This is a genomic window from Vreelandella xerophytica (genome assembly GCF_968048975.1).
In genome coordinates this window covers 3073728-3100385 of the sequence record NZ_OZ309106.1, presented here as the reverse complement: position 1 = coordinate 3100385, position 26658 = coordinate 3073728, and the positions used below count along the sequence as shown (strand labels likewise).

Genomic DNA, 26658 nt, shown 5'->3' with positions numbered 1-26658 from the left:
AAGCGGTGATAAAGTCCGCGGATAGCGTCTTGCCATGATTGATACCTTTATTTCAAAGAAACCAAGGTGCGCTATGTCGACAACTCCTGCCTCGATGGAGGCTGACAAATCCATCAGCAAGTACCGTGTACCGCTGGCGGCCATGGCGGCGATCATTTTTGGTGCGCTGCTGATCAGTGTGTTCTTCAGCGCCAACACCGGCATGTTGATGATCATCGGCGGACTATTCGGCGTGGTGCTCTATCACGCCGCGTTCGGCTTCACCGCGGCCTGGCGGGCGTTCATTACCGAGCGCCGGGGGCGGGGGCTGCGCGCGCAGATGGTCATGCTCGCCATCGCCGTGGTGCTGTTTTTCCCGGCACTCGGCGCCGGCACTCTGTTTGGCAACCCGGTATCGGGCTTTGTCTCGCCCATTGGCGTGTCGGTAGTGGTCGGCGCGTTCATTTTCGGGCTGGGGATGCAGCTGGGCGGTGGGTGCGCCTCGGGTACGCTGTTCACCGCCGGCGGCGGCAATGCACGTATGCTGATTACACTGCTGTTCTTCATCGTGGGCTCGGTCATCGGTACCGCGCATTTCGCCTGGTGGCAGAGTCTGCCGGCGTTTGCGCCCGTCTCGTTGGTGGATGTGGCAGGCCCGACCGTGGGTATTGCGATCAGCCTGGTGATTTTTGCCACTATTGCCGCGTTGACCGTGGTGATGGAGAAGCGCCGCCATGGCCAGCTGGAAAAGACGCCGCACGTGGCAAAACCGGGCAGTGCGCGCTGGCTGGAAGGCCCCTGGCCTCTGATTGCCGGCGCCGTGGCACTGGCGCTGTTGAACTTCGCCACCCTGGCGCTGGCCGGGCGCCCCTGGGGAATTACCTCGGCCTTTGCCCTCTGGGGTGCGAAGGTCTTTGACTTCATCGGGGGCGATGTTACCCAGTGGGGGTACTGGCAGTCGGAATCCAATGCGGCGGCGCTCGAATCCAGTATCTTCTCGGATATCACCACCGTGATGAATATCGGCATCATGCTGGGGGCGCTTGCCGCTGCTCATCTGGCCGGGCGCTTTGCGCCCAACTTCCGCATTCCCCTTCGTTCGGTGCTGGCGGCGATTATCGGTGGGTTGATGCTGGGGTACGGCGCGCGATTGGCGTTTGGCTGCAACATCGGCGCCTACTTCAGCGGCATTGCCTCGGGCAGTCTGCACGGCTGGGTATGGATAGCGGCCGCCTTTGGCGGGAACATGCTGGGCGTCAAGCTGAGGCCGTTGTTCTTCGAGGGAGTGGAAGGGCGCAAGCCGAAGGCCAAGACCGCATAATCGGTAAATGGTTGATGTCAAATGCCTCGTGAAAAAAGCGGGGCATTTTTTTGCCCAAAGCGGGTGCGCGTGCCACCTTTGTCGTAGTAGCGTGGTACATTATGCCGTTATAACCGTAAACGCTTGATATTGCTGCGCTGCAGTAATGAACGAGAAGAGAGCCCCATGACTCAAAGCAAACGCCCCTTATACATTCCTTACGCCGGTCCTTCCTTGCTTGAAATGCCGCTATTGAACAAAGGCAGTGCGTTTACTCAGAAAGAGCGACTCGCGTTCAACTTGATCGGTCTTTTACCTCAGAAGGTCGAGACCATCGAAGACCAGCTCGAGCGAAGCTACCGTCAGTACCAGCAGTGCTACAGCGACCTGGACCGCCATATCTACCTGCGCGCTATTCAGGACGATAACGAAACGCTCTATTTTCGACTGGTATCGGAGCATCTGGAAGAGATGCTGCCGATCATCTATACGCCCACCGTCGGTCAGGCGTGTCAGGAGTTCTCCAACATCTATCGTAACCACCGGGGGCTTTTCATCAGCTACCCGGACCGCGAGCACATGGACGACATTCTGAGAAGCGCCACCAAGGATAATGTGAAGGTCATCGTGGTCACTGACGGTGAGCGCATTCTGGGCCTGGGCGATCAGGGCATCGGCGGCATGGGCATTCCCATCGGCAAGCTCGCTCTGTATACCGCCTGCGGCGGTATCAGTCCAGCCCATACGCTGCCCATCATGATCGACGTGGGCACCAACAACCAGGCGCTTCTGGACGACCCCATGTACATGGGCTGGCGCCACGAACGGGTCGGCCAGGAAGAATATGACGCGTTCATGGCGGAATTTATCGCCGCGCTCAAGCGCCGCTGGCCCAATGTTCTGCTCCAGTTCGAGGATTTCGCCCAGGCCAACGCCGTGCCGCTACTCGAGCGCTATCGTAACGAGCTTTGCTGCTTCAACGATGACGTCCAGGGGACTGCGTCGGTGGTGGTCGGCACGCTCATGGCCGCCTGCCAGGCCCGGGAAGAGACCATCGCCCAGCAGCGCGTGATGTTTGTGGGCGGGGGGTCTGCCGGGTGCGGCATCGCCGAGCAGGTGGTCGTAGCCATGCAGGCTGAAGGGCTTTCCGAGCGGGAGGCACGCGAGCGTATCTACGTCATCGACCGCGAGGGCTTGATGACCACGGATCAAACCTGGCAGCGCGATTTCCAGCGCCGCCTGGCCCACGATCCCGGCCTGGTGGCCGACTGGAACGGTCAGGGCCTGGAGGAGACCATCGCTCGGGTCAAGCCTTCTGTTCTGATCGGGGTGTGCGGGCAGCGTGGCATCTTCACCGAGCAGGTGGTACGCACCATGCACGCCGGCTGCGAGCATCCGGTGATCATGCCGCTTTCCAACCCGACCTCGCAGGCAGAGGCGGTACCGGAAGACGTGATTCGCTGGACTGACGGCCAGGCCCTGGTGGCCACCGGCAGCCCCTTCGCCCCGGTGGTGTACAACGGGCGCACCTATGCGATTGCCCAGTGCAACAATGCCTACATTTTCCCCGGGATCGGGCTCGGTGTCGTGGCGGCCAAGGCGCACCGGGTGACCGACGAAATGCTGATGAGCGCCTCGCGCGCCCTGGCCCGGGAAGCGCCATTGGTGAAAGAGGGCAGAGGGGCGCTTTTGCCACCGCTTTCGAAAATTCGCGAAATCAGCCAGTCGATTGCCTTCGAAGTGGCGGCGACCGCACAGCATAACGGCGTGGCACTGACCACCAGCGGTACGCAGCTGCGCCAGGATATCGAAAGCGCGAGCTGGGAGCCGGATTACCGCGACTACCGTCGTCGCGCCGTTTAAGCATCTGTATCTAGTATCCAGCGCCGCTGCCCGGTCAGCGGCGTTTTTTTAATCAAAAAAAACCCCCACCGAGGTGGGGGTGTGCAAGCATTGGTGTATTACTTAAGCTGCGCCGATCATTTTGCGCAGCACGTAGTGAAGGATACCACCGTGACGGTAGTAAGCCAGCTCGTTGATGGTATCAATCCGGCATTTCGCCTGAAGGGTGCGCTCACCGTCACCATTTTTGATGATGACCTTGACGTCGGCCCCCGGGCTTAAATCGCTGAGCCCGCTGATCGACACCTCTTCGTCCCCGGTCAAGCCCAGGGTCTTGCGGCTCTCGCCTTCAGGGAACTGAAGCGGCACCACGCCCATGCCAATCAGGTTGGACCGGTGAATACGCTCGTAGGACTCCGCCAGTACCGCGCGAACCCCTAGAAGGCGCGTGCCTTTGGCCGCCCAGTCACGGCTGGAACCCGTGCCGTACTCCTTGCCCGCGATGACCACCAGCGGTTTGCCTTCCTCCTGGTACTTCATGGCCGCGTCATAGATCGACATCTGCTCACCGCTGGGCACGTGACGGGTTTCACCGCCGACCACGCCGTCGAGCATTTCGTTTTGAATACGCACGTTGGCGAACGTACCACGCATCATGACTTCGTGGTTACCGCGCCGCGAGCCGTAGGAGTTGAAATCCACCGGCTTTACGCCGTGCTCCTGCAGGTAGCGCCCGGCGGGGCTGTCCGGCTTGATGGAGCCGGCCGGCGAGATATGGTCGGTGGTCACCGAGTCACCCAGCATGGCCAGAACGCGCGCGTCGTGCACGTCCTCGATGGCATCGGGCTCACGGCCCATGCCTTCAAAGAAAGGCGGATGCTGAATGTAGGTGGATTCCGGCCACTCGTACACCTTGCTGTCAGGAACGTTGATCGCTTTCCAGGTCTCATCGCCTTCGAACACCGCGCCGTACTCCTTGCGGAACATCTCGGTGTTCACCTTCTCCACCGCTTCGGCGATTTCCGCCTGTGACGGCCAGATATCCTTCAGGTAGACCGGGTTGCCATCCGGGTCATCGCCCAGCGGCTCCGTGGTCAGGTTGCTCTGCACATTGCCGGCCAGCGCATAGGCGACCACCAGGGGCGGCGAGGCGAGCCAGTTGGTTTTCACCAGCGGGTGAACCCGACCTTCGAAGTTACGGTTACCCGAAAGCACCGAGGCAACGGCCAGATCGCCGGTATTGATGGCCTTTTCGATCTCTTCCGGCAACGGGCCGGAGTTGCCGATACAGGTGGTGCAACCATAGCCCACCAGGTTGAAGCCCAGCGCGTCCAGATCCTCGTTCAGATCAGCCGCAGCCAGGTAGTCGGTGACGACCTTGGAGCCGGGGGCCAGGGAGGTCTTGACCCAGGGCTTGGTTTCCAGACCCTTTTCCCGCGCCTTGCGAGCCAGAAGCCCCGCGGCCATCATGACACTGGGGTTGGAGGTGTTGGTGCACGAAGTGATTGCGGCAATCACTACAGCGCCCGGGTTGAGACGAAAGCTCTGACCGTTGTAGGAAACGTCCTGGCTGTCGTTGTGCTCGAAGCTTCGCTCGATGCCCACGGCAGTCTGGCCGCCTTCCGAGGAAAGCTTGCCGGTTTCGGTGGAAGGCTGAGACTTGCCGTCGTCCTCCATCACCTTGGCGAAGGCGTCGGGCAGGTTCTTCAGCGATACCCGATCCTGCGGACGCTTGGGCCCGGCAAGACTCGCCTCGACGGTCCCCATGTCCAGCCCCAGTGTGTCGCTGAAGACCGGCTCGTCGCCGGGTTCACGCCACAGACCCTGGGCCTGGCTGTAGGCTTTCACCAGCTCGATATGATCGTCTTCACGCCCGGTCAGGCGCATGTAGTTCAGGGTTTCGTCATCGACCGGGAAAAAGCCGCAGGTTGCGCCGTACTCGGGGGCCATGTTGGCAATGGTGGCCCGGTCGGCCAGCGGCAGATCCTTCAGGCCGTCGCCGTAGAACTCGACGAACTTGCCCACGACGCCTTTTTTACGCAGCATCTCGGTGACGGTCAGCACCAGGTCGGTCGCGGTGATGCCTTCCTGAAGCTTGCCTTCGAGCTTGAAGCCGATGACCTCGGGAATCAGCATCGACACCGGCTGGCCGAGCATGGCGGCCTCGGCTTCGATACCGCCGACCCCCCAGCCCAGTACGCCCAGACCGTTGATCATAGTGGTGTGCGAGTCGGTACCTACCAGGGTATCCGGATAGACGTAGGTGTGATCGTCCTCTTTCTTGCTCCATACCGTACGGCCCAGGTATTCCAGATTGACCTGGTGACAGATTCCCGTGCCCGGCGGTACCACGCTGAAGTTGTCGAATGCCTGCTGACCCCAGCGCAGAAATTCGTAGCGCTCGCGGTTGCGCTGCATTTCGATTTCGACGTTTTCATCAAACGCGGTGGCGTGGCCAAACTCGTCCACCATGACCGAGTGGTCGATCACCAGGTCTACCGGAGAGAGCGGATTGATACGGGCCGGGTCTTCGCCAAGCTTCTCGACCGCTGCGCGCATGGAGGCCAGATCCACCACGCCCGGCACACCGGTGAAATCCTGCATCAATACCCGGGCGGGGCGATAGCCGATCTCACGGCTCGATTTACCCTCTTTCTGCCAATCCACCAGCGCCTGCATATCGTCTTTCTCGACGCTCTCGTCGTCGGCGAAGCGCAGCTGGTTCTCCAGCAGGATCTTGAGTGTCTTGGGCAGCCGGTCGATGTTGCCTAACGCGTCGGCCGCCTTGGGCAGGCTGTAGTAAGCGTAGGATTTACTCCCTACCTCCAGGGTATTAAGCGTATCGGGGATGTTGCTCATTCCATGCTCCTCTCAATGGCTTGGCATTGACGTGTTGATTGCAGTGCCACGGTCTTGTGTTTCTAGAGCGTACCTTGCTAAAGCGTACCTTTTTAAAACGTATCTTGCTTAAACGTACCTTACTCAAACGTATCTTTCTAAAACGTGCCTTGTTACCAGCACATGGGTATTTCGACACAGGCTTTCAAGCCATCTTAGCCTAATGGCGCAGTCTCGCCCTTGTAATTGCTTGTACTTGACGCCATTTCAGGCAGACTCTCTGGCTCGATTCTCTAGCATTCGTGCTCTTGCTTAGCTATTCGCTTCAACAGGATATAGGTGGTGTCATGGAAACACGTCATGAACGTTTAATTATTCTTGGCTCCGGGCCTGCCGGCTACACCGCGGCGGTCTATGCCGCTCGCGCCAACTTGCAGCCGCTGCTGATTACCGGGCTGCAGGCAGGGGGGCAGTTGACCACCACAACCGATGTGGACAACTGGCCGGGCGAAGCGCAGGGCATACAGGGTCCTGAGCTCATGGAAAAAATGCAAGCGCACGCCGAGCGATTCAATACCGAGGTGTTGTTCGATCATATCCATGAGGTCAGCTTAGGTGAAAAACCCTATACTTTGAAAGGCGATAGCGGCACTTATACCTGTGACGCGCTGATTATCGCCACCGGCGCCAGTGCCCGTTATCTGGGATTGCCCACCGAACAGCAGTTCATGGGCCAGGGCGTTTCCGCCTGTGCTACCTGCGATGGCTTTTTCTATCGCAATCAGGAAGTCATCGTGGTGGGCGGCGGCAATACCGCTGTTGAAGAGGCGCTCTACCTTTCCAATATCGCCTCCAAGGTGACGCTGGTGCACCGCCGTGACACGCTGCGCGCGGAGAAGATTCTTCAGGACAAGCTTCTGGAGAAGGTCGAGGCAGGCAAGATCGCGCTGGAATGGTTCCAGCAGGTCGACGAAGTGCTGGGTGATGCGAGCGGTGTCACCGGTGTGCGGGTAAAGTCGACGCTCGACGGCACGCTCAAGGAAATCCACGCGCCGGGGCTTTTTATCGCCATCGGCCACAGCCCCAATACCGGCATCTTCGAAGGACAGCTCGACATGAAGGGCGGCTATATCAGCGTGAATTCCGGTCTTGAAGGCAACGCCACCGCCACCAGCGTGCCGGGGGTGTTTGCCTGCGGTGACGTGATGGATCATATCTATCGACAGGCGATCACGTCGGCGGGAAGCGGCTGTATGGCGGCACTGGATGCCGAGCGCTACCTGGACGGCATTGCCTGATCAGTCTGGGGCGTCTTGAGGGCAGCTTACCGGGGCGCTGTCGAGGCGCAGACGCCCCAGCTGGCTCAGCACCAGCTTTCGGCCCGTCTCGGCGCCGCTACACAGGTTGAAGCTTCCATTAAAACCGCTGGTATGGCCAAGCGGCGAGTAGCGAATCTGGGGCCAGCGGCGGTTATAGGTAATACGACTCTCGTGGTGGGCGGGAAATATGCGCACCACGTTCTGACGCGGAGTGCTCGAGATAGGCGTGTCGCGAATCACCGCCAGCGGCAGGCTCCAGTCGTTGGCGCAGTGAAATGTGGCGTTGACCGGGCAGAGCGTTACCGGTATGCGCTGGGTGATGGCCGTGTTGCGCGCCAGTGAAAACGCCTTTTGAAAGCGGTGGGTTTCGCTTTTCAGCGCCGTGGCGTGCCGCATGGCCTGAACGTGAGGCAGCGCGCCGGTCACCATGACGCCAGCAATCAAGAGCGCGACCACGAGTTCCAGAAACGTGAACCCGCAAGCGCGGTGGGCGCTGGAAGAAAATCGGCCTTTGAAAGAGTTCGAAAACGCGTGGCACATGGGCTCACCGGGTGCTGGCTTTTTCTCAGGCTAGGCGGTACTCGCTTGTCGGGGTATAGGTCGCAGCGCAGTCAGGTGTAGGTAAAAAGGGATACGTACCGTGAGTGATTTCTTAATTGTGGGTGGCGGGGTGATCGGCATGATGACCGCACTTCAGCTTGCCGATGCCGGCCAGCGCGTGCGTATCGTCGAGCGCGGCATCTGTGGACAGGAAGCCTCCTGGGCGGGCGGGGGCATCGTCTCGCCGCTTTATCCCTGGCGCTACCCGCCGGCGATTTCCGAGCTCTCCCGCTGGTCGGAAGGGGCTTACCCCAGCCTGGCGCTGCGCTTGCTCGAAGAGACGGGGATCGACCCGGAATATCGTCAGAAAGGGCTCTTGTACCTGAGCGTGGAAGATGACGAAGCGGCCCTTCGCTGGGCGCGTCATCAGGGCAAGCCTATCGAGCGCGTCAGCGACGCGTTCGTGCATGAAAAAGAGCCCCACGCCGCCCCGGGCGCCGACGGCGCGCTCTGGATGCCCACTCTGGGGAGCGTGCGCAATCCGCGCCTTGGCCAGGCGCTGCGGGCACGGCTTGACGCCATGACGGGCGTTATCCTGGATGAGCACCAGCAGGTAGACGGGTTCATCGAGCAAGGGGGACAGGTGGTCGGGGTAAAGATTCAAGGCGGCCCGCGCCAGGCTGAGCGCGTCGTGCTGTGCGCCGGCGCATGGTCGGCCCGGCTGCTGGCCAGCCTGAATATCCGCTTGCCGGTGCGCCCGGTGAAAGGGCAGATGATCGCCTATAGCGCGCCGAAAGGGTTGGTTCAGCGCGTGGTGCTCAAGAACGGACGCTACATCATTCCACGCGGCGATGGGCTGCTTTTAGTGGGCTCCACCCTGGAAGAGACCGGGTTTGACAAGACCACCGATCCACAGGCGCTCTTGTCACTCAAGAAAAGCGCCGAAGAGATCGTGCCCGAGCTTGCCCGCTATCCGGTGGCTCATCACTGGTCCGGGCTTCGCCCGGGCTCGCCGGGCGGGCTTCCGTTTATCGGGGCGCTGCCTGGATACACGTCGCTTTATATCAACGCGGGGCACTTTCGTAACGGGTTGGTGCTGGCGCCGGCCTCGACCCATCTATTGGTGGATAAGCTCTTGAACCGCGCCCCGCTGATCGACCCCGCCCCGTTTGCGCCCACCCCAGAGCGGCTGGTGCTTTAAGACGGGTCGCGATCTTGCTGTTCCTGAATATAGCGCTCCCGATGGGCGCCTGAGCAAAACCACATCTGCTCGAATCGCAGCGCCTCGCTTTCCGGTACGTGCACCTCGCACCAGCGACAGCGCACCATGGCCCCGCCTTCATGGCGCTCGGGCACCTGTGCGTCTCTTGAAAGCTTATGCTGGCGGTACATGCCGTAGAGTTTCAAACCCGCATAAAACACCACGGCAAAAATAAGTAATCGAATGATCAACAGGTTCATCCTTTTATGACTCCCGGGGTGGGAACTGCGTACATGAAACGGTGCGTACATGAAATGATACGCCCATGACCTCGCGCATGCATGGGAACGTGCATTTATCGCTGCAGGCCTTTGCCAGCGCCAGGCCCTTGCGGGACAATACTGCAAGCCCGGCGGGCTTGCGCGACAGACGCTGCCCCTGTCATCGTGCCCTGCCTGAATGCTATATCCTGAAGATTCTCAAGAGATTTTAACGCCCATGCAAGACTTAACGCTGGTAATGGCCCAACTCGACCCCCTGGTGGGCGATATTCCCGGCAATGCCGCCCGCGCGATCGAAGCCGTGCGCGAGGCGCGTATCGAGCACCGGGCGGACGTCGTGGTCTTTCCCGAGCTTTTCTTGACGGGTTACCCGCCGGAAGACTTGCTGCTGCGCGCATCGATGGAGTCACGCCTGCAAAAAGCCCGCGACACCATGGCTGCCAAAGTTGCCAAGGATGTATTGGTGATTATCGGTTACCCCGGCGTTCGCGATGGCAAGCGTTTCAACCTGGCGGGTGTGCTTTATAACGGCGAGTGGCAGGCGGAGTACGCCAAGCAGGCGCTACCCAACTATCAGGTATTCGACGAGCAGCGCTACTTTGCCAAGGGTGAGAAGCCGCTGGTGTTTGAGCACAAGGGGGTCAAGCTCGGCCTTCTGGTGTGTGAAGACCTGTGGGAAAGCGCGCCCATCGAGGCGACCAAGAATGAGGGGGCCGATGTCCTCGTGGTGCTCAACGCCTCGCCCTATCATCAGGAAAAGCCCAGCGAGCGGCTTCGTTTGTTCGAGCTTCGCGCCCAGGCGGTGAACCGGCCTATCGTGTACGTCAATACCATCGGCGGCCAGGACGAGCTGGTATTCGACGGCGGCTCGAGCGTGGTGGGCGCCGACGGGGCGCTCAAGGTGCTGGCGCCTTACTGGCAGGCGGGGCTGATGCCGGTACGCTTTATCCGTACGCCCGAACACACCTGGATGGCGGAGGCCGGCGAGATCGCCCCCCCCGTATCATCGGAGGAAAGCCTTTACTGCGCACTGGTGACCGGCCTTCGTGACTACGTGAACAAGAGCGGCTTTCAGGGGGTGGTGCTGGGGCTCTCCGGCGGCATCGATTCGGCGCTCTCCCTGGCGATCGCGGTGGATGCGCTAGGGCACCAGCGGGTGCAGGCGGTGATGATGCCGTACCGTTATACGGCGGATATCTCGAAGCAGGACGCCGCCGCCCAGGCCGATATGCTCGGTGTCGAATACAGTGTGATGCCGATCGAACCCATGGTCGAGGCCTTCACCCAGACGCTGTCCGAAAGCTTTGCCGGCACCGAGCGTGATACCACCGAGGAGAACCTGCAGTCGCGCTGTCGCGGCGTGCTCTTGATGGCGATTTCCAACAAGAAGGGCCTGATGGTGCTGACTACCGGCAACAAGAGCGAAATGGCGGTGGGCTATGCAACGCTCTACGGCGATATGGTAGGCGGCTACAACGCTCTCAAGGATGTATATAAAACCGGGGTGTATCGTCTGGCGCGCTGGCGCAATACCCAGTCGATGGCCATCCCCGGGCGGGTGATCGAGCGAGCCCCCAGCGCTGAGCTTGCCCCGGATCAGCACGACAGCGACTCGCTGCCGGATTACGACGTACTCGATGCCATTCTGTCGCGCTATATCGAGGGGGACATGAGCGCGGAGGCCATCATGGCCGAAGGCTTCGCTGAAGAAGACGTCTTGCTGGTAGTGAAGCTGGTGGACCGCTGCGAATACAAGCGCCGCCAGGCGCCGGTGGGCGTGCGCGTGACCTCCCGCGGGTTCGGTCGCGACCGGCGCTACCCCATCGTCAATGGCTGGCAGCCAGGAGACTAGCAGAGCGCTTCTTTAAAGAACGGCTAGTTAAGAACACACCGACGTGAGCCCCAAAAAGCCAAACACTGTTTGGCTTTTTGGGTTGCTGGCCTGCGAGGTGGAGGAGCGCTCAGAAGCTCTCCCAGGCGGGCTCGGCGGCACTCGAGACGGGGGCTTTGCTTTTTACAAGAAGCGGCTCTTGAGGTCTGGCCGTTTCGCGAGACACGGTGTCGGCAGCGGTCTGCGGATCGGCCGGGCGAGATAGCTTAAAGGTCTGCATGGTCTGCATGAGCTCTCGGGCGTTATGGCGAAGCGTGTTGGCGGCGCTGGCACTTTCGTTGACCAGATTGGCGTTATCCTGGGTCATCTGATCCATTTCGGAGACGGCCTGGTTGACCTCGCGCACGCCGGCGCTTTGCTCGAGGCTGGCGCTGCTGATCTCGTTCATGATGACGTTGACCCGCTCGATGGCGCTGATGATGTCTTCGGTGGAGCGGCTTGCAAGACTTGCGCGTTCGTTGCCGTGTTTCACCCGCTCCAGGTTCTTGGAGATGAGGTCGCTGATTTCCTTGGCGGCGCTGGCGCTTCGCTGGGCCAGGTTGCGCACCTCGCTTGCCACTACCGCGAAGCCGCGGCCGTGCTCGCCGGCCCGCGCTGCTTCTACCGAGGCGTTCAGTGCCAGAATGTTGGTCTGAAAGGCAATGGCGTCGATGGTCGAGATGATTCCGGCAATCTCCTGCGAACTCTGGTCCAGCTCGTTCATCGTGGTGGTCAGCTCACGTACGGCCTTGCCTCCCTGGGTTGCGGTGGCGGTTGCCTGGGTGGCTTCCTTGCTCGCCTGCTCGGCATTGTCCGCGTTCTGGGTGACGGTGCTGTTCAACTCTTCCATGGCCGCGGCGGTTTGAGCCAGCGCACTGGACTGCTGTTCGGTACGCGAGGCGAGATTGGTGTTGCCCTCGGCGATCTGCTCACTGTTGCTGGCCACCGCCTCGGCCGAGGCGCGCACCTTCAAGACGATGTTCTGGAGCTGTTCGGCCATGGCGATCTGCGAGGCCATGATGCCTTTTTCGTTCTCCGGCCGGCGCCCGTTGGCCACCGCCAGGTTGCCATCACCGATCGCGTTGGAAAAGGACTGGACCTCGAACGGCTCCGCACCCAGTTCGCGAAGGAGCTGGCGCGACAGAAAGATCGCCATGATGCCGCCAATGAGAAGCGCCAATAAGGTCAGGCCGAGCATCAAAAGCTGAAAGTTCGAAGCGGCTTCCCGAGCATGAACGGTGGTGACGTTATTGAGCTGTTCCTGCAGATCGATAAGTGTATTGATACGCGCGAGCCACTCGGCGTAAGCCGGGCCTGCCTGCTCGATCAGCAGCGTCTGAGCCTGGACGACGTCACCATCGAGCCGAGCATTGATGACCGCCTCGGTCAGCCCCAGGGTCAACGCCTGCTGGGCGTGAATGCTTTCCAGAATGCGTGCTTCCTGCGAAGGGCCGGATTCCTCTCGGGTGATCTCTGCCATGCCTTGCGAGGCAACCTGATAGCTGTCTTGCAGTCGCTGCATTTCATCGGCAAGCGTGCGGTACTGGCCGTCGGTGGTCGTGATGACAATATCGCGCAGCGCGATGGCGCGGTCGTGAACGCTGCCCCGCCAGTCGATGGCGTAACGCTGCTTGACGGCGTTGACGTCGTTGATTTCGGTCAGGTCGCGGCTGATCTGGTTGACCTGCCACATTCCAATGGCGGTCAGGGTGACGATGAAAAGGAGCAGAATCGAAAAACCCATGGCTAGGCGGGTGCCTATTTTAAAGTTCCGTTTCGCTGGCACGTGCGTTCCCTCGGTCGTGGCTGTTGATGTTATGATTTGAGGGAAGAGTAGTTATCTGTACAGCTATTGTACAAAAATATATTGTATCTATTTATTGCTGACTGTTATGGGAAAAATGCGGGACAGGAAAACGGTCGATTGAAAAGTGCTGCAAAAAAATGCCCCTGCACCGTCGAGGCTGTACAAGGGCGTTTGCGCGATTGAAGGCGAAGGCGGCTAGCGGTTGGCCGAGCCGTGCTTGGGAATGAAGCGCGCACCCTGCAACTGTTCATGGTTGGGGGCGTTTTCCCGCAATACGGCGAGCACCTCATCGGCACGATCGTTCATGCCAAGGCCCTGGTAGCCTTCGACCATGACGGCCAGCGCGTCGCGGGTGGCGTTGGCTTCCGGAAAATGTTCGATCACCCAGCGGCCTCGCTCGACGGCGGCGAGATACGCCCCGCGGCGCAGGTAGTAATCGGCCACATGGAGTTCGTGCTGGGCCAATAGCTCGCGCAGGTAGACGATGCGCTGCTGGGCGTCCGGGGCGTACTCACTTTGCGGGAAGCGCTGAATCAGCTCCCGGAAATCGTTGTAGGCATCGCGTGAGGCACCCAGGTCGCGCTTGGAGATATCGATAAGACGCAAGCGTTCCAGGCTGAAGCGGCCAGCCTGCCAGGCGGAAAGCCCGCGCAGGTAGTAGGCGTAATCCACCTGGGGGTGGTCGGGCTGCAGACGGATGAAGCGGCTGGCCGCCGCGCGGGCCTCTTCCCAGTTGCCGTTTTCGTAGTAGGCGTAGATGAGCTCGAGCTGGGCCTGCTCGGCGTGGGCACCGAAGGGATAGCGAGTGTCCAGGGCTTCCAGGCGCTCGATGGCGATCGGGTAGCGGTTGTCGTCCAGCGCGGTACGGGCCAGCTCATAGAGCTCGCGCTCCTGTACCCCGGCGAACTCGCCCACGTCCTGCTCGGCGGACTCGTTATTATTGCTGGCACAGCCTGCCAACAGGGCAAGGCTCAAGGCTACAGCGCCAAAGCGGCTGGCAGTGGAGAAAACGCGCATCATCATCCTCGTTGCAAACAAGCCTCAATCACCGAAAAGCGAAGATGGCCATAAGTAGAAATGGTAGAATAGGTCGCAATTGGCCCACTATAAAACACCTTGGCGCAAAACGCAGGCATGACCGTGTTTCGCTTGGGTATCTGCGTCTTAAAGAGGTTTTGCATGTCGCATATCATTGAAGCCACGTGCCAGGTGCCCGCCGCCCTGGCCGGCGCCCGCTTGGACCAGGCCGCGGCCGAGTTGTTCAACGAATACTCCCGCGAGCGCTTGAAAACGTGGATCAATGCCGGTGAGCTTACCGTGGATGGCGTAAAAGCCAAACCCAAGGCCAAGCTTCACGGCTTCGAGACGTTACGCTTGTGCGCCACGCTTGAAGAGGATACCCGCTTTGCTCCTCAGGACATCGCGCTGAATATCGTCTTTGAAGACGAGGCGGTCATCGTGCTGAACAAGCCCGCCAACATGGTGGTGCACCCGGCGGCGGGTAACCCGGACGGTACACTGCTCAATGCGCTTTTATACCATCACCCGTCACTTGCCGAGGTGCCTCGGGCGGGTATCGTGCATCGGCTGGACAAGGACACCACCGGGCTCATGATGGTGGCGAAGACCCTGACCGCCCAGACCCGGCTGGTCGAGCAGCTTCAGGCGCGCAGCGTCTCGCGTCAGTACGATGCGGTGGTGATCGGCAAACCCGTTTCGGGCAGCACCATTGACGCGCCCATCGGCCGTCACCCCAAGGATCGCAAGCGCCAGGCGGTGACGTCCTCGGGCAAGCCCGCGATCACCCACTTTCGCGTGGTGGAGCGTTTTCGCGCTCACACCCACGTGCGCTGTCAGCTGGAAACCGGGCGCACCCACCAGATTCGCGTGCACATGGCTCACGCCCGCTACCCGCTGATTGGTGACCCGCTCTATGGCGGGCGGGCCAAGCTCCCCCCGGGGGCAGGCGAGCCGCTGAAGGAGATATTGCGCGAGTTTCCTCGTCAGGCGCTGCACGCGCGCAAGCTTACCTTCGTGCATCCGCTCACCGAGGAGTCGATGACCTTCAAGGCGGAATTGCCCGATGAACTCCTGATGCTTCTGGACTACCTGCGCGAAGATAGCGAGACCATGCGATGAGCGATGCCATCGACCTGCACCCTACGCTGTTACTTCCCGACTGGCCGGCACCTGCCAATGTGCGCGGGTTCGTCACCACCCGTGAAACCGGCCCGAGCCAGGGCGATTTTGCCGCGTTCAATCCGGCCGGCCACGTGGGCGACAACCCCGACCACGTCACTCTCTGCCGGCGCTTGCTGCAAAAGGAGATCGGCGACGACCGTCCGCTTCTCTGGCTCGATCAGATTCACAGTGCTCGCGTCCAGCAGGAGTACCAGGCGGATTCGCCCCAGGCCGATGCATCGGTGGCAAGCTCCTCCCGGTACGCCTGCGTGGTGCTCACGGCCGACTGCCTGCCGGTGTTTTTCTGCAACCGTCAGGGCACCCAGGTGGCTGTGGCTCACGCCGGCTGGCGGGGCCTTGCCAGCGGCGTGCTGGAAGCGACCGTGGCCGCCATGAACTGCCCCGCCGACGATATTCTGGTGTGGCTGGGCCCTGCGATCTCCAATGCCCAGTTCGAGGTGGGCTCGGATGTCTACGGTGCCTTCGTCGGCGCACACCCAGACAGCGCCGAGGCCTTCGAGCACAGCCCCTACCGGCTGAACCATTACATGGCGGATCTCTACCGTCTGGCGCGTTTTCGCCTGGAAGCACTGGGCGTTCACAATATCAGCGGCGGCCACTTCTGCACCGCCTGTGAATCGCGGTTTTATTCCTACCGTCGGGACAGCGGCCGTACCGGTCGAATGGCCAGCGTGGTCTGGCTCAAGGCGTAAAGAAAACCATCACGAGCGCATCGTTGCCTCTTGAAAGGCGCCCAAACTGGCACCATTTAATTTGTCAAGCTAATACGCTTAGCAGATTAAATGCTCGTTCAGGGCAACGCCGCGGGTCCAAACGCGCGGCCACCCCAGGAGAATGCCATGCGATTCGACAAGTTCACCGCCAAGCTCCAGTCCGCCATTGCCGAGGCGCAGTCACTCGCCGTCGGCCAGGGCAATAACCAGCTGGAACCGACACACCTTTTACTCTCTCTGCTCGATACCCGGGATACCGGGATCAAGGCGCTCATCGAAAAGGCCCAGGGCTCGAGTTCGCGTCTGCGCGATAGCCTGAAACGCCAGCTTGACGACCTTCCCCGGGTCGGTCAGTTCGACGGCGATGTGCAGCCCTCCCGCGATCTGGTCAAACTTTTCAACCTCACCGACCGCGAAGCCCAAAAGCGCGGGGATCAGTTCATCGCCAGCGAACTGGTACTGCTGGCCGCGCTTGAAAGCGGCGGGGCGGCGGCGAAGGCGATGAAGGATGCCGGGCTTACGCGCAAGGCGCTTGAAAGCGCCATCGACAGCCTGCGCGGCGGCGCCAATGTCGACGACGCCAACGCCGAAGACCAGCGCGAGGCGCTCAACAAGTACACCATGGACCTGACCCAGCGGGCGCTGGATGGCAAGCTCGACCCGGTGATCGGCCGCGACGATGAAATCCGCCGTACCATTCAGGTACTCCAGCGGCGCACCAAGAACAACCCGGTACTGATCGGTGAGCCCGGCGTGGGCAAGACCGCCATCGTCGAGGGGCTTGCCAGCCGTATCGTGAATGGCGAAGTGCCCGAAGGTCTGAAAGACAAGCGTGTGCTCTCGCTGGACATGGGGTCGCTCTTGGCCGGCGCCAAGTTCCGCGGCGAGTTCGAGGAGCGCCTGAAGTCGGTGCTCAAGGAGCTCGCCCAGGAGGAGGGCCGGGTGATTCTGTTCATCGACGAGCTGCACACCATGGTGGGCGCGGGCAAGGCCGAAGGCGCGATGGATGCCGGCAACATGCTCAAACCGGCACTTGCCCGCGGTGAGCTTCACTGTGTGGGCGCCACCACCCTCGATGAGTACCGCAAGTACATCGAGAAGGACGCCGCCCTTGAACGGCGCTTTCAGAAGGTGCTGGTGGACGAGCCCTCTGAGGAGGATACCGTGGCGATTCTGCGTGGGCTCAAGGAGCGCTACGAGGTACACCACGGCGTGGCCATCACCGACTCGGCGATCATCGCCGCGGCCAAGCTCTCCACGCGCTACATCACCGACCGGCAACTGCCGGATAAAGCGATCGACCTGATCGATGAGGCGGCCTCGCGCATCCGCATGGAGCTTGACTCCAAGCCCGAAGCGATGGATCGGCTCGACCGACGCCTGATTCAGCTCAAGATGGAGCGCGAAGCGCTGAAAAAGGAGACCGACGAGGCAACCAGAAAGCGCCTTGAAGCGTTGAATGACCATATCTTTGATCTCGAGCGCGAGTACGCCGACCTGGATGAGATCTGGAAGGCGGAAAAGGCCAGCATTCAGGGGGCGGCCCAGTTCAAGGCCGAGCTGGAGCAGGCCCGTCTGGACCTTGAGCAGGCGCGCCGCCAGGGGGATCTTGGTCGGATGTCGGAAATTCAGTACGGCCAGATTCCCGAACTCGAGAAGAAGATTCGCGAGAGTGGCGAGGGCGAGACGGATACCGCGAGCCATCAGCTTCTGCGCTCCAACGTGACCGAAGAGGAGATCGCCGAGGTCGTCTCGCGCTGGACCGGTATTCCGGTCTCCAAGATGCTTGAAGGCGAGCGCGACAAGCTCTTGCGCATGGAAGAGGCGCTGCATCAGCGGGTGATCGGTCAGAACGAGGCGGTGGAAGCCGTGGCCAACGCCGTGCGCCGCTCGCGCGCCGGGCTGGCCGACCCCCATCGGCCCAACGGCTCGTTTCTGTTTCTCGGCCCCACCGGGGTGGGCAAGACCGAACTTTGCAAGTCGTTGGCCAACTTCCTGTTCGATACCGAGGAAGCCATGGTGCGTATCGACATGTCCGAGTTCATGGAGAAGCATTCCGTGGCGAGGCTGATCGGCGCGCCTCCCGGTTACGTGGGCTATGAAGAGGGTGGTTACTTGACCGAAGCCGTGCGCCGCAAGCCCTACTCGGTGCTGCTGCTCGACGAGGTGGAAAAGGCCCACCCGGATGTCTTCAATATTCTCCTGCAGGTGCTGGAAGATGGCCGACTGACCGACGGTCAGGGTCGCACGGTGGATTTCCGCAATACCGTGATCGTGATGACCTCGAACATGGGCTCGGACATCATTCAGCGCATGGGCGGTGATACCAGCGATGATCAATCGAGCGATTACGAGGCGATGAAAGGTGCGGTCATGGAAGTGGTCGGTAATCACTTCCGCCCGGAACTGATCAATCGCATCGACGAAGTCGTGGTCTTTCACGCCCTCGGCCAAGAGCAGATCCAGGCGATCGCCACGATCCAGCTCGAGCGTCTGAAGGCACGCCTGGCCGAACACGGTCTGGCCCTTGATGTCAGCGATGACGCCATGGCGCAGCTTGCGGTAGTGGGCTTCGATCCGGTTTACGGCGCAAGGCCGCTCAAGCGGGCGATTCAAAGCCGCATCGAAAACCCGCTGGCTCAGGATCTTCTGGCGGGCAAGTACGCGCCGGGGGCGACCATCCACGTAACCGCCGACGACGGCCGGCTGGTGTTCGCTTAAGCCGATTTTCCGTGTCACCGACCCCGCCTGGTACGCCCAGCGGGGTTTTTTGCAGGTTTTGGTGTGTCTGCCTCCCTTTGGGGCGATGAAAGGTTGACAGCCCAGGCATGCTATTGGAATCTTGAGGGTTCCTGATTTGCGGACGCGGAACCCACGGGCAACCCCCTATCCCCGCGTGAAGGGTAGGCGCTGGCCTTTACCCGCCGAAGGACTTCCAGGCCCAAGTTAACCGCTTGGCCTGGCCAACGCCCCGACGCGGCGAACCGCCGCGCAAGGAATCGGCTTTTCATGCCCGTTTCCGATGAGAGTGCAGGCCCTAACCGGGCCGTATGCCAGGGTTTGGCATCAGGTGTCGGCATCGCCGGCAGCGGCATACCGCCGCACTCGACACCGCAGTCATCTGCGGATCGCACTCGAGACCTTTAGGGGAGAACTACTGTGGAACTGCTTTCCGGCGCAGACATGATCGCCCGCTTTCTGAAAGACGAGGGCGTTGAATATATTTATGGGTATCCCGGTGGGGCGGCGCTGCATATTTACGATGCGCTGTTCCGCCAGGATGATGTCAAGCACATCCTGGTGCGCCACGAGCAGGCGGCGACTCACGCCGCCGATGGCTACGCGCGCGCTTCCGGTAAACCTGGCGTGGTACTGGTGACCTCCGGGCCCGGGGCGACCAATGCGGTCACCGGCATCGCCACCGCCTACATGGACTCCATTCCCATGGTGGTGCTGTGCGGGCAGGTCGCCAGCCACCTGATCGGCGAAGACGCCTTCCAGGAAACCGATATCGTGGGTGTGACGCGTCCGATCGTGAAGCACAGCTTCTCGATCCGTCGCCCCTCTGACATTCCTGAAGTGCTCAAGAAGGCCTTCTACCTGGCGTCCACCGGGCGCCCGGGGCCGGTCGTCGTGGATATTCCCAAGGACATGACCGCCCCGACCGAGCGCTACGAATACGTCTACCCGAAAAAGGTCAAGCTGCGCTCCTACAACCCGGTCACCCGCGGCCATACCGGGCAGATCAAGAAAGCCGTCGAGTTGATGCTCAAGGCCAAGCGCCCGGTATTCTATACCGGCGGCGGCGTGGTGACCGGCAAGGCCAGCGAAGGCCTGACCGACCTGGTCAAGAAGCTGGGCTTTCCGATTACCACCACGCTGATGGGTATCGGCGCCCACCCGCAAAGCGACCGGCAGAATCTTGGCTGGCTGGGCATGCACGGCTCTTATGAGTCCAACATGGCCATGCATCACGCGGATCTGATCATCGCCATCGGCGCGCGCTTTGACGACCGGGTGACCAACAACACGTCCAAGTTCTGCCCGACGGCCAAGATCATTCACGTAGACGTGGACCCAAGCTCGATCTCCAAGACGGTGCGCGCCGATGTGCCCATCGTCGGGGCGGCCGACAGCGTCATCAGCGAGATGATCAGTCTGGTGCAGGGTCGTACGGTCGAGCACACTCAGGCGCTCGAGGAGTGGTGGGAAAAGATCGAAGGCTGGCGCGCTGATCGCAAAGGCAAGCTGTTTGAACCGTCAAGGGCTGGCGAGGCACTCAAGCCTCAGGAAGTGGTCGAGGCGCTTTGCCGTGTTACCCGGGGCGAGGCCTATGTGACCACGGACGTGGGTCAGCATCAGATGTTCGCCGCCCAGTACTACAAGTTCGACAAGCCCAACCGGCTGATCACCTCCGGCGGCTTGGGCACCATGGGCTTTGGTTTTCCGGCGGCCATGGGGATCAAGAAAAGCTACCCCGACGACGATGTGGTGTGCATCACCGGTGAAGGCAGCTTTCAGATGATGATGCAGGAGCTTTCCACCTGTAAGCAGTACGGGGTGGGGGTCAAGATCGTCAATCTGAACAACCAGTCGCTCGGCATGGTGCGCCAGTGGCAGGACTTGAACTACAAGTCGCGCCACGCCCACTCCTATATGGAGTCGCTGCCGGATTTCCATCTGCTGATCGAGGCCTACGGCTTTACCGCGATTACGGTGACCACCATGGAGGAGCTGGAGCCTGCCCTTGTGCGTGCCTTTGAAGACAAGCACGAACTGGTGTTTCTCGATGTGAAGGTCGACCCCTTCGAGCACGTCTATCCGATGCAGGTGCCCTTGGGCGCGATGCGTGACATGCTGCTGTCCAAAACGGAGCGTACCTGATGCGTCATATCATCTCGATTCTTCTGGAAAACGAACCGGGTGCGCTATCACGTGTGGTGGGCTTGTTTTCCCAGCGTAACTTCAATATCGAAACGCTCAATGTGGCACCCACGGAAGATCCGTCACTTTCCCGCCTGACCGTGACCACTGTGGGCGATGACCGGGTGATCGAGCAGATCACCAAGCATCTCAACAAGTTGATCGATGTGGTCAAGCTCGTCGATCTCACCGAGGGCAACCACATCGAGCGCGAGCTGATGATGGTCAAGGTGAAGGCGCTGGGCGCAGCCCGGGACGAAGTGAAGCGCACGGTGGATATCTTCCGCGCGCAGATCGTCGACGTCACGCCGAGTCTGTATACCGTGCAGATCACCGGCGACGCCGCCAAGCTGGATGCCTTTCTTCAGGCCATGGCGCCGGTGGGTATTCTCGAAGTAGCACGAACCGGCGTCTCGGGCATTGCCCGGGGCGACAAGGTCTTGTCGCTGTAACGGCCCGGTTGTTTGAAAGCCGCCTTACGGGGCGGCTTTTTCATGGGCGGCTGTTAACGCTCAACGTTCGTTCACCGTGGTCCAGAAGGCGTCGATCATCGGCGTTTTCAGGCGTCGGTTGAGCACGCAAAGCCCTACATCGTAATGGGGCAGCTCCGGCTTGACCGAAAGTATTTGCACGCGCTCGGAAAGCGGACTGTTATCCAGCACGATCTTGGGTACCACGCCCACCCCGAAGCCAAGCGCCACCATGCTGACAATGGCCTCGTGTCCGGCCACCTGGGCATAGATGCGCGGTGTGACGCCCAGTGCCTTGAACCAGGTGTTGGCGTACTCGCGGGAGAGTCCGGCTTCTGAAAGAATCATCGGCACTTTTTGCCATTGCTCGGCGGTGGAGCTCGCCGGCGCCGGCGGCAGCCAGTCGTAGGGGGACGTGGGGGCAATGAACAGAAGCGGCGAGCGAGTGAGCGACTTGAACGTCAGCGCGGCCGGCGGTATGCGCGGACGCGGTGTGATCGCCATGTCGTCCTTGCCTTCCAGCACTCGGGCCATCGCCTCGGCGGGGTCGCCGGTGTGAAGCTTGAGCTCGATGCCGGGGTGGCGCAGGCGCACATCGCTTAAAAGCTCGTACAGGAAGCTGTAGCTGGCGGTGACCGAGCAGTAGATGCTGATTTCGCCAAAAAGCTCGGTGGCCCCGGCGGCCAGGGTGCGCTTTTGCAACTCCCACTGCTCCAGTGCCTCCTGGGCGTAGCGCTGAAATATCTCCCCTTGATGAGTCAGCGTGACGTGACGGTTATCGCGCTCGAAAAGCCGTGTGCCCAGCTCGTCTTCCAGCTGCTGAATGGAGCGGCTGAGCGTGGAAGGGCTGGTGTGACAAAGTTCGCTGGCGCGGCCAAAGTGCAGCGTCTCTGCAAGGGCCAGCGCGTGTTTCAGCAGTCGAAAATCCATCGCGATCTCTCTATCTACAAATCCATGTTTCATTATCTGAAATATTATCTTGCAAATATAGCGTTTTACGCAATGAGGACGTTTGCGTAAAGTGAGTTTCAACGCCAGAGCCTAGCGCTGCACAAGATAGCGCAGGTGGCCATCAACGCTGACATCTACTCATTCGATAACGATTTCTGGAGACTCGCCATGCGCGTTTATTACGATAAAGACTGCGACCTTTCCCTGATTCAGGCTAAGAAGGTCACCATCGTAGGTTATGGTTCTCAAGGCCACGCCCACGCGAACAACCTCAAGGAATCCGGTGTCGAGGTTACCGTGGCACTGCGTCAGGGCTCCTCCTCTGCGTCCAAGGCCGAAGCGGCGGGTCTGAAGGTGGCAAGTGTGCCGGAGGCGTGTAAAACCGCTGATCTGGTGATGCTGCTGGCCCCGGACGAGAATCAGAAAGCCATCTACGAGCAGGAAGTCGAGCCGAACCTGAAAGAGGGCGCGACGTTGGCGTTCGCCCACGGCTTCAACATCCACTACAACCAGATCGAGCCGCGCCAGGATCTCGACGTGATCATGATCGCGCCGAAAGCGCCGGGCCACACCGTGCGTTCCGAGTTCGTCAAAGGCGGCGGCATCCCGGATCTAATTGCCATTCACCAGGATGCATCCGGCAACGCCAAGGAACTCGCGCTCTCTTACGCCGCGGGTGTGGGCGGTGGTCGCAGCGGTATCATCGAGACTACCTTTAAAGATGAAACCGAAACCGATCTGTTCGGCGAGCAGGCAGTCCTTTGTGGCGGCGCGGTCGAGCTTGTGAAAGCGGGCTTTGAAACGTTGACCGAAGCGGGCTACGCGCCGGAAATGGCCTACTTCGAGTGCCTGCACGAGCTCAAGCTGATCGTCGACTTGATGTATGAAGGCGGCATCGCCAACATGAACTACTCGATCTCCAACAATGCGGAGTACGGCGAGTACGTCACGGGCCCGGAAGTGATCAACGATGAGTCGCGCGCGGCAATGCGCAATGCGCTCAAGCGTATCCAGACCGGTGAGTACGCCAAGATGTTCATCAATGAAGGCAACAGCAACTACCCATCGATGACCGCGCGCCGTCGTCTCAACGCCGAGCATGAAATCGAGCAGGTGGGCGCCAAGCTGCGCGGCATGATGCCCTGGATTGCGGCCAACCAGTTGGTAGATAAAACCAAGAACTAGGTCGGCGGCGCTTGCCGTAAGGTCAATGACCATTGAAGCAGGGCGCGTTCATCGCGCCCTGCTTTGCGTTCAGGCCCTGCTGTTGATAGCGGTGGCCGTTGGCCGGGTAGTGTGTAAAATGAAAAGTTCGTTTATACATGACTTCACTTCTAGGGATGATGCGTATGACTCAGGACGCTCGCGAACAAGAGCCAGGACATGCCTCGCCGCCGGATAATCCGGAAAACGGCAGTGAGTCGGTGAGTAACGAAGATCTTGCCACGGCATTCTTGCGGGAAACCGAGGTGGTCGAGGAAGCCGTCGAGGATGGCAAGAAGATTCGCCGCAAAGGTATTTATCTACTGCCCAATCTGTTTACTACCTCGGCACTGTTTTCCGGCTTTTTCGCGGTCGTGGCGGGTATCAACGGTGACTTCAGCGCCGCTGCCATTGCCATTTTCATTGCCATGGTGCTCGATGGTCTCGATGGCCGCGTGGCGCGCATGACCAATACCCAGAGCGCGTTCGGTGCCGAGTACGACAGTCTCGCCGACATGATCTCCTTTGGCATGGCGCCGGCACTGGTGGCGTTTAGCTGGATTCTTCAGGATATCGGCAAGACCGGCTGGGTCGTCGCTTTTCTTTATGTAGCCTGCGCCGCGCTCAGATTGGCGCGCTTCAACGTGCAGATCGGCAGTACCGACAAGAAGTGGTTCATCGGCTTGCCAAGCCCCTCCGCCGCGGCGGTCGTGGCTGCCAGCGTCTGGACCTTTCACAGCTTCGATGCCGACGCCTTTGGCTTCAAGCTGCTGATGCTGGTGGTGGTCGGCGCGGCGGGTGTGCTGATGGTCAGCAACATCCGCTACTACAGCTTCAAGGATCTCGACTTCAAGAAGCCGGTGCCCTTTGTGGTGCTGTTGGCAGTAGTGCTCGGTTTCGTGATGATCTCGGTAGAGCCCTCCGTCATGCTGCTGCTCTTGTTTGGCGTTTACGTGCTGTCAGGCCCGGTCTATGCCGGTATGCGCAAGGCCAAGAACAAACGCCAGTAGCGTTATATCTTGAACGTTACGCCCGTGTGACGCTTGTCTGAAGTTTTTGAAAAAAAGCCCTTGCCAAGGCGGCGGAGAATCCGTAAAGTACGCATCCGCTGCCGGGGACGCCCAGCGTTGCCAGCGGTGAATGAGAGTGAAAACTCTCGGTTTGTCAGGAAGTTAGCGAAGTCTTGATCGCTTGCTTCAGTCGCTGAAAACAGCGGTTGACAACCACCAGGAAATGCGTAGAATACGCCTTCCTCGCTGAGGCAAGCGGCTCCGGTCATCGAGCCAGCGTTTGAGTCCAGCGAAACCGCTCTTTAACAATTTGATCAGGTAATTCATGTGGGCGTTTGCCGATGAGGGTGACAAGTCACCTAATATCAAGGCAAGCGCACAAGAAGAATTTTCGAATTCTTCAAATTCGTTTGAACCTTGAGCCAAGTTTGATCCGCTTTTGCGGCTTTCGGCTAGTCCGAGAGTCAGCACGCAAGGATCACAATGATTTTAAACTGAAGAGTTTGATCATGGCTCAGATTGAACGCTGGCGGCAGGCTTAACACATGCAAGTCGAGCGGTAACGGGTCCAGCTTGCTGGATGCCGACGAGCGGCGGACGGGTGAGTAATGCATAGGAATCTACCCGGTAGTGGGGGATAACCTGGGGAAACCCAGGCTAATACCGCATACGTCCTACGGGAGAAAGGGGGCCTTGGCTCCCGCTATCGGATGAGCCTATGTCGGATTAGCTGGTTGGTGAGGTAACGGCTCACCAAGGCAACGATCCGTAGCTGGTCTGAGAGGATGATCAGCCACATCGGGACTGAGACACGGCCCGAACTCCTACGGGAGGCAGCAGTGGGGAATATTGGACAATGGGCGCAAGCCTGATCCAGCCATGCCGCGTGTGTGAAGAAGGCTTTCGGGTTGTAAAGCACTTTCAGCGAGGAAGAACGCCTGGCGGTTAATACCCGCCAGGAAAGACATCACTCGCAGAAGAAGCACCGGCTAACTCCGTGCCAGCAGCCGCGGTAATACGGAGGGTGCAAGCGTTAATCGGAATTACTGGGCGTAAAGCGCGCGTAGGTGGCTTGACAAGCCGGTTGTGAAAGCCCCGGGCTCAACCTGGGAACGGCATCCGGAACTGTCAGGCTAGAGTGCAGGAGAGGAAGGTGGAATTCCCGGTGTAGCGGTGAAATGCGTAGAGATCGGGAGGAATACCAGTGGCGAAGGCGGCCTTCTGGACTGACACTGACACTGAGGTGCGAAAGCGTGGGTAGCAAACAGGATTAGATACCCTGGTAGTCCACGCCGTAAACGATGTCGACCAGCCGTTGGGTGCCTTGTGCACTTTGTGGCGAAGTTAACGCGATAAGTCGACCGCCTGGGGAGTACGGCCGCAAGGTTAAAACTCAAATGAATTGACGGGGGCCCGCACAAGCGGTGGAGCATGTGGTTTAATTCGATGCAACGCGAAGAACCTTACCTACCCTTGACATCCTGCGAACCCGGAAGAGATTCCGGGGTGCCTTCGGGAACGCAGAGACAGGTGCTGCATGGCTGTCGTCAGCTCGTGTTGTGAAATGTTGGGTTAAGTCCCGTAACGAGCGCAACCCTTGTCCTTATTTGCCAGCACGTAATGGTGGGAACTCTAAGGAGACTGCCGGTGACAAACCGGAGGAAGGTGGGGACGACGTCAAGTCATCATGGCCCTTACGGGTAGGGCTACACACGTGCTACAATGGCCGGTACAAAGGGCTGCAAACTCGCGAGAGTAAGCGAATCCCGAAAAGCCGGTCTCAGTCCGGATCGGAGTCTGCAACTCGACTCCGTGAAGTCGGAATCGCTAGTAATCGTAGATCAGAATGCTACGGTGAATACGTTCCCGGGCCTTGTACACACCGCCCGTCACACCATGGGAGTGGACTGCACCAGAAGTGGTTAGCCTAACGCAAGAGGGCGATCACCACGGTGTGGTTCATGACTGGGGTGAAGTCGTAACAAGGTAGCCGTAGGGGAACCTGCGGCTGGATCACCTCCTTAAACGATGCGTCATCCTCCCGGCAAGCGCTCACAATGAATTACCTGATCAGAATGCTGTTAAATGAGCAGTGATAAGCCAATCGCCTTCGGCGGTGCCTTATCACTGCTTATAGCAGTCGCTCTTTAACAATGTATATCATGCTGACAATATCGAATGACGATAGGAAGACAGTTCGCTGTTTTTA

General features: G+C 60.1%; 18 protein-coding genes and 1 rRNA gene. 13 read left to right on the top strand and 6 right to left on the bottom strand.

Features of this window, described 5'->3' with window-relative positions; translation table 11 throughout:
- Positions 1 to 73 precede the first annotated feature (73 nt).
- Both ACWF8S_RS14470 and ACWF8S_RS14465 read left to right on the top strand, forming a co-directional pair.
- Positions 74 to 1300, top strand: coding sequence for a YeeE/YedE family protein (locus ACWF8S_RS14470; protein ID WP_447554087.1), 1227 nt, complete (start codon positions 74 to 76; stop codon positions 1298 to 1300).
- A 165-nt stretch (positions 1301 to 1465) separates the two neighbouring features.
- Positions 1466 to 3142: an NAD-dependent malic enzyme gene (locus ACWF8S_RS14465; protein ID WP_447554086.1), complete on the top strand. Its 1677-nt coding sequence runs from the start codon at positions 1466 to 1468 to the stop codon at positions 3140 to 3142.
- Positions 3143 to 3244: 102 nt separating this feature from the next.
- Here ACWF8S_RS14465 and acnA read toward each other — a convergent pair whose 3' ends face one another.
- Positions 3245 to 5980: an aconitate hydratase AcnA gene (gene acnA, locus ACWF8S_RS14460; protein WP_447554084.1), complete on the bottom strand. Its 2736-nt coding sequence runs from the start codon at positions 5978 to 5980 to the stop codon at positions 3245 to 3247.
- Positions 5981 to 6306: 326 nt separating this feature from the next.
- Here acnA and trxB point away from each other — a divergent pair, with 326 nt between their 5' ends.
- A complete protein-coding gene (gene trxB / locus ACWF8S_RS14455; protein WP_447554083.1) occupies positions 6307 to 7257 on the top strand; it encodes a thioredoxin-disulfide reductase in 951 nt (316 codons plus the stop codon).
- On the opposite strand, the gene ACWF8S_RS14450 is transcribed toward trxB, so the two are convergent.
- Positions 7258 to 7818, bottom strand: coding sequence for a GspH/FimT family pseudopilin (locus tag ACWF8S_RS14450; protein ID WP_447554081.1), 561 nt, complete (start codon positions 7816 to 7818; stop codon positions 7258 to 7260).
- 100 nt (positions 7819 to 7918) lie between these two features.
- Here ACWF8S_RS14450 and thiO point away from each other — a divergent pair, with 100 nt between their 5' ends.
- The gene (gene thiO, locus ACWF8S_RS14445; RefSeq protein WP_447554080.1) at positions 7919 to 9019 is read left to right on the top strand and encodes a glycine oxidase ThiO; all 1101 of its coding nucleotides are present in this window, start codon (positions 7919 to 7921) and stop codon (positions 9017 to 9019) included.
- Here thiO and ACWF8S_RS14440 read toward each other — a convergent pair.
- Entirely contained in the window at positions 9016 to 9279 is a 264-nt protein-coding gene (locus ACWF8S_RS14440; protein WP_447554079.1) for a PP0621 family protein, read from the bottom strand. The two genes, thiO and ACWF8S_RS14440, sit on opposite strands and share 4 nt — an antisense overlap.
- 238 nt (positions 9280 to 9517) lie before the next feature.
- Here ACWF8S_RS14440 and ACWF8S_RS14435 point away from each other — a divergent pair, with 238 nt between their 5' ends.
- Positions 9518 to 11152, top strand: coding sequence for an NAD+ synthase (locus tag ACWF8S_RS14435; protein WP_447554078.1), 1635 nt, complete (start codon positions 9518 to 9520; stop codon positions 11150 to 11152).
- Between the two features lie 109 nt (positions 11153 to 11261).
- Here ACWF8S_RS14435 and ACWF8S_RS14430 read toward each other — a convergent pair whose 3' ends face one another.
- Both ACWF8S_RS14430 and ACWF8S_RS14425 read right to left on the bottom strand, forming a co-directional pair.
- Positions 11262 to 12956, bottom strand: coding sequence for a methyl-accepting chemotaxis protein (locus ACWF8S_RS14430; protein ID WP_447554076.1), 1695 nt, complete (start codon positions 12954 to 12956; stop codon positions 11262 to 11264).
- Between the two features lie 216 nt (positions 12957 to 13172).
- Positions 13173 to 13994, bottom strand: a complete 822-nt coding sequence (locus tag ACWF8S_RS14425; RefSeq protein ID WP_447554074.1) for an outer membrane protein assembly factor BamD — start codon at positions 13992 to 13994, stop codon at positions 13173 to 13175.
- A 162-nt stretch (positions 13995 to 14156) separates the two neighbouring features.
- Here ACWF8S_RS14425 and rluD point away from each other — a divergent pair, with 162 nt between their 5' ends.
- The 5 genes from rluD (at position 14157) to ilvN (ending at position 21267) form a co-directional block, all read left to right on the top strand.
- Positions 14157 to 15116: a 23S rRNA pseudouridine(1911/1915/1917) synthase RluD gene (rluD, locus tag ACWF8S_RS14420; RefSeq protein WP_447554072.1), complete on the top strand. Its 960-nt coding sequence runs from the start codon at positions 14157 to 14159 to the stop codon at positions 15114 to 15116.
- Positions 15113 to 15871, top strand: a complete 759-nt coding sequence (gene pgeF / locus ACWF8S_RS14415) for a peptidoglycan editing factor PgeF (protein ID WP_447554070.1) — start codon at positions 15113 to 15115, stop codon at positions 15869 to 15871. The genes rluD and pgeF overlap by 4 nt, the downstream gene beginning before the upstream one ends.
- Before the next feature lie 147 nt (positions 15872 to 16018).
- The gene (clpB, locus tag ACWF8S_RS14410) at positions 16019 to 18613 is read left to right on the top strand and encodes an ATP-dependent chaperone ClpB (protein WP_447554068.1); all 2595 of its coding nucleotides are present in this window, start codon (positions 16019 to 16021) and stop codon (positions 18611 to 18613) included.
- A 438-nt stretch (positions 18614 to 19051) separates the two neighbouring features.
- Positions 19052 to 20776 carry an acetolactate synthase 3 large subunit gene (locus ACWF8S_RS14405; RefSeq protein ID WP_447554065.1) on the top strand — a complete coding sequence of 575 codons (1725 nt, stop codon included), beginning with the start codon at positions 19052 to 19054 and terminating at the stop codon, positions 20774 to 20776.
- Positions 20776 to 21267 carry an acetolactate synthase small subunit gene (gene ilvN, locus ACWF8S_RS14400; RefSeq protein ID WP_447554063.1) on the top strand — a complete coding sequence of 164 codons (492 nt, stop codon included), beginning with the start codon at positions 20776 to 20778 and terminating at the stop codon, positions 21265 to 21267. Before ACWF8S_RS14405 ends, ilvN begins: the two co-directional genes overlap by 1 nt.
- Positions 21268 to 21327: 60 nt before the next feature.
- Here the strand turns inward: ilvN and ilvY are convergent, their stop codons facing one another.
- Entirely contained in the window at positions 21328 to 22215 is an 888-nt protein-coding gene (ilvY, locus tag ACWF8S_RS14395; protein WP_447554061.1) for an HTH-type transcriptional activator IlvY, read from the bottom strand.
- A 189-nt stretch (positions 22216 to 22404) separates the two neighbouring features.
- Here ilvY and ilvC point away from each other — a divergent pair, with 189 nt between their 5' ends.
- The 3 genes from ilvC to ACWF8S_RS14380 all read left to right on the top strand — a co-directional run bounded on the left by ilvC (position 22405) and on the right by ACWF8S_RS14380 (position 26473).
- Positions 22405 to 23421, top strand: coding sequence for a ketol-acid reductoisomerase (ilvC, locus tag ACWF8S_RS14390; RefSeq protein WP_447554060.1), 1017 nt, complete (start codon positions 22405 to 22407; stop codon positions 23419 to 23421).
- Between the two features lie 164 nt (positions 23422 to 23585).
- Positions 23586 to 24449: a CDP-diacylglycerol--serine O-phosphatidyltransferase gene (gene pssA, locus ACWF8S_RS14385; protein WP_447554058.1), complete on the top strand. Its 864-nt coding sequence runs from the start codon at positions 23586 to 23588 to the stop codon at positions 24447 to 24449.
- A 491-nt stretch (positions 24450 to 24940) separates the two neighbouring features.
- Positions 24941 to 26473 (top strand): 16S ribosomal RNA (locus ACWF8S_RS14380).
- Positions 26474 to 26658: the final 185 nt, after the last annotated feature.

Excerpts from the sequence above, each read along its gene's own strand:
- ACWF8S_RS14435 (WP_447554078.1), top strand. The coding sequence starts at position 9,518 with ATGCAAGACTTAACGCTGGTAATGGCCCAACTCGACCCCCTGGTGGGC.
- ilvC (WP_447554060.1), top strand. The coding sequence starts at position 22,405 with ATGCGCGTTTATTACGATAAAGACTGCGACCTTTCCCTGATTCAGGCT.
- ACWF8S_RS14440 (WP_447554079.1), bottom strand. The coding sequence starts at position 9,279 with ATGAACCTGTTGATCATTCGATTACTTATTTTTGCCGTGGTGTTTTAT.
- rluD (WP_447554072.1), top strand. The coding sequence starts at position 14,157 with ATGTCGCATATCATTGAAGCCACGTGCCAGGTGCCCGCCGCCCTGGCC.
- trxB (WP_447554083.1), top strand. The coding sequence starts at position 6,307 with ATGGAAACACGTCATGAACGTTTAATTATTCTTGGCTCCGGGCCTGCC.
- ACWF8S_RS14425 (WP_447554074.1), bottom strand. The coding sequence starts at position 13,994 with ATGCGCGTTTTCTCCACTGCCAGCCGCTTTGGCGCTGTAGCCTTGAGC.
- ilvN (WP_447554063.1), top strand. The coding sequence starts at position 20,776 with ATGCGTCATATCATCTCGATTCTTCTGGAAAACGAACCGGGTGCGCTA.
- ACWF8S_RS14450 (WP_447554081.1), bottom strand. The coding sequence starts at position 7,818 with ATGTGCCACGCGTTTTCGAACTCTTTCAAAGGCCGATTTTCTTCCAGC.
- clpB (WP_447554068.1), top strand. The coding sequence starts at position 16,019 with ATGCGATTCGACAAGTTCACCGCCAAGCTCCAGTCCGCCATTGCCGAG.
- pssA (WP_447554058.1), top strand. The coding sequence starts at position 23,586 with ATGACTCAGGACGCTCGCGAACAAGAGCCAGGACATGCCTCGCCGCCG.
- pgeF (WP_447554070.1), top strand. The coding sequence starts at position 15,113 with ATGAGCGATGCCATCGACCTGCACCCTACGCTGTTACTTCCCGACTGG.
- ACWF8S_RS14470 (WP_447554087.1), top strand. The coding sequence starts at position 74 with ATGTCGACAACTCCTGCCTCGATGGAGGCTGACAAATCCATCAGCAAG.
- ilvY (WP_447554061.1), bottom strand. The coding sequence starts at position 22,215 with ATGGATTTTCGACTGCTGAAACACGCGCTGGCCCTTGCAGAGACGCTG.
- acnA (WP_447554084.1), bottom strand. The coding sequence starts at position 5,980 with ATGAGCAACATCCCCGATACGCTTAATACCCTGGAGGTAGGGAGTAAA.
- ACWF8S_RS14465 (WP_447554086.1), top strand. The coding sequence starts at position 1,466 with ATGACTCAAAGCAAACGCCCCTTATACATTCCTTACGCCGGTCCTTCC.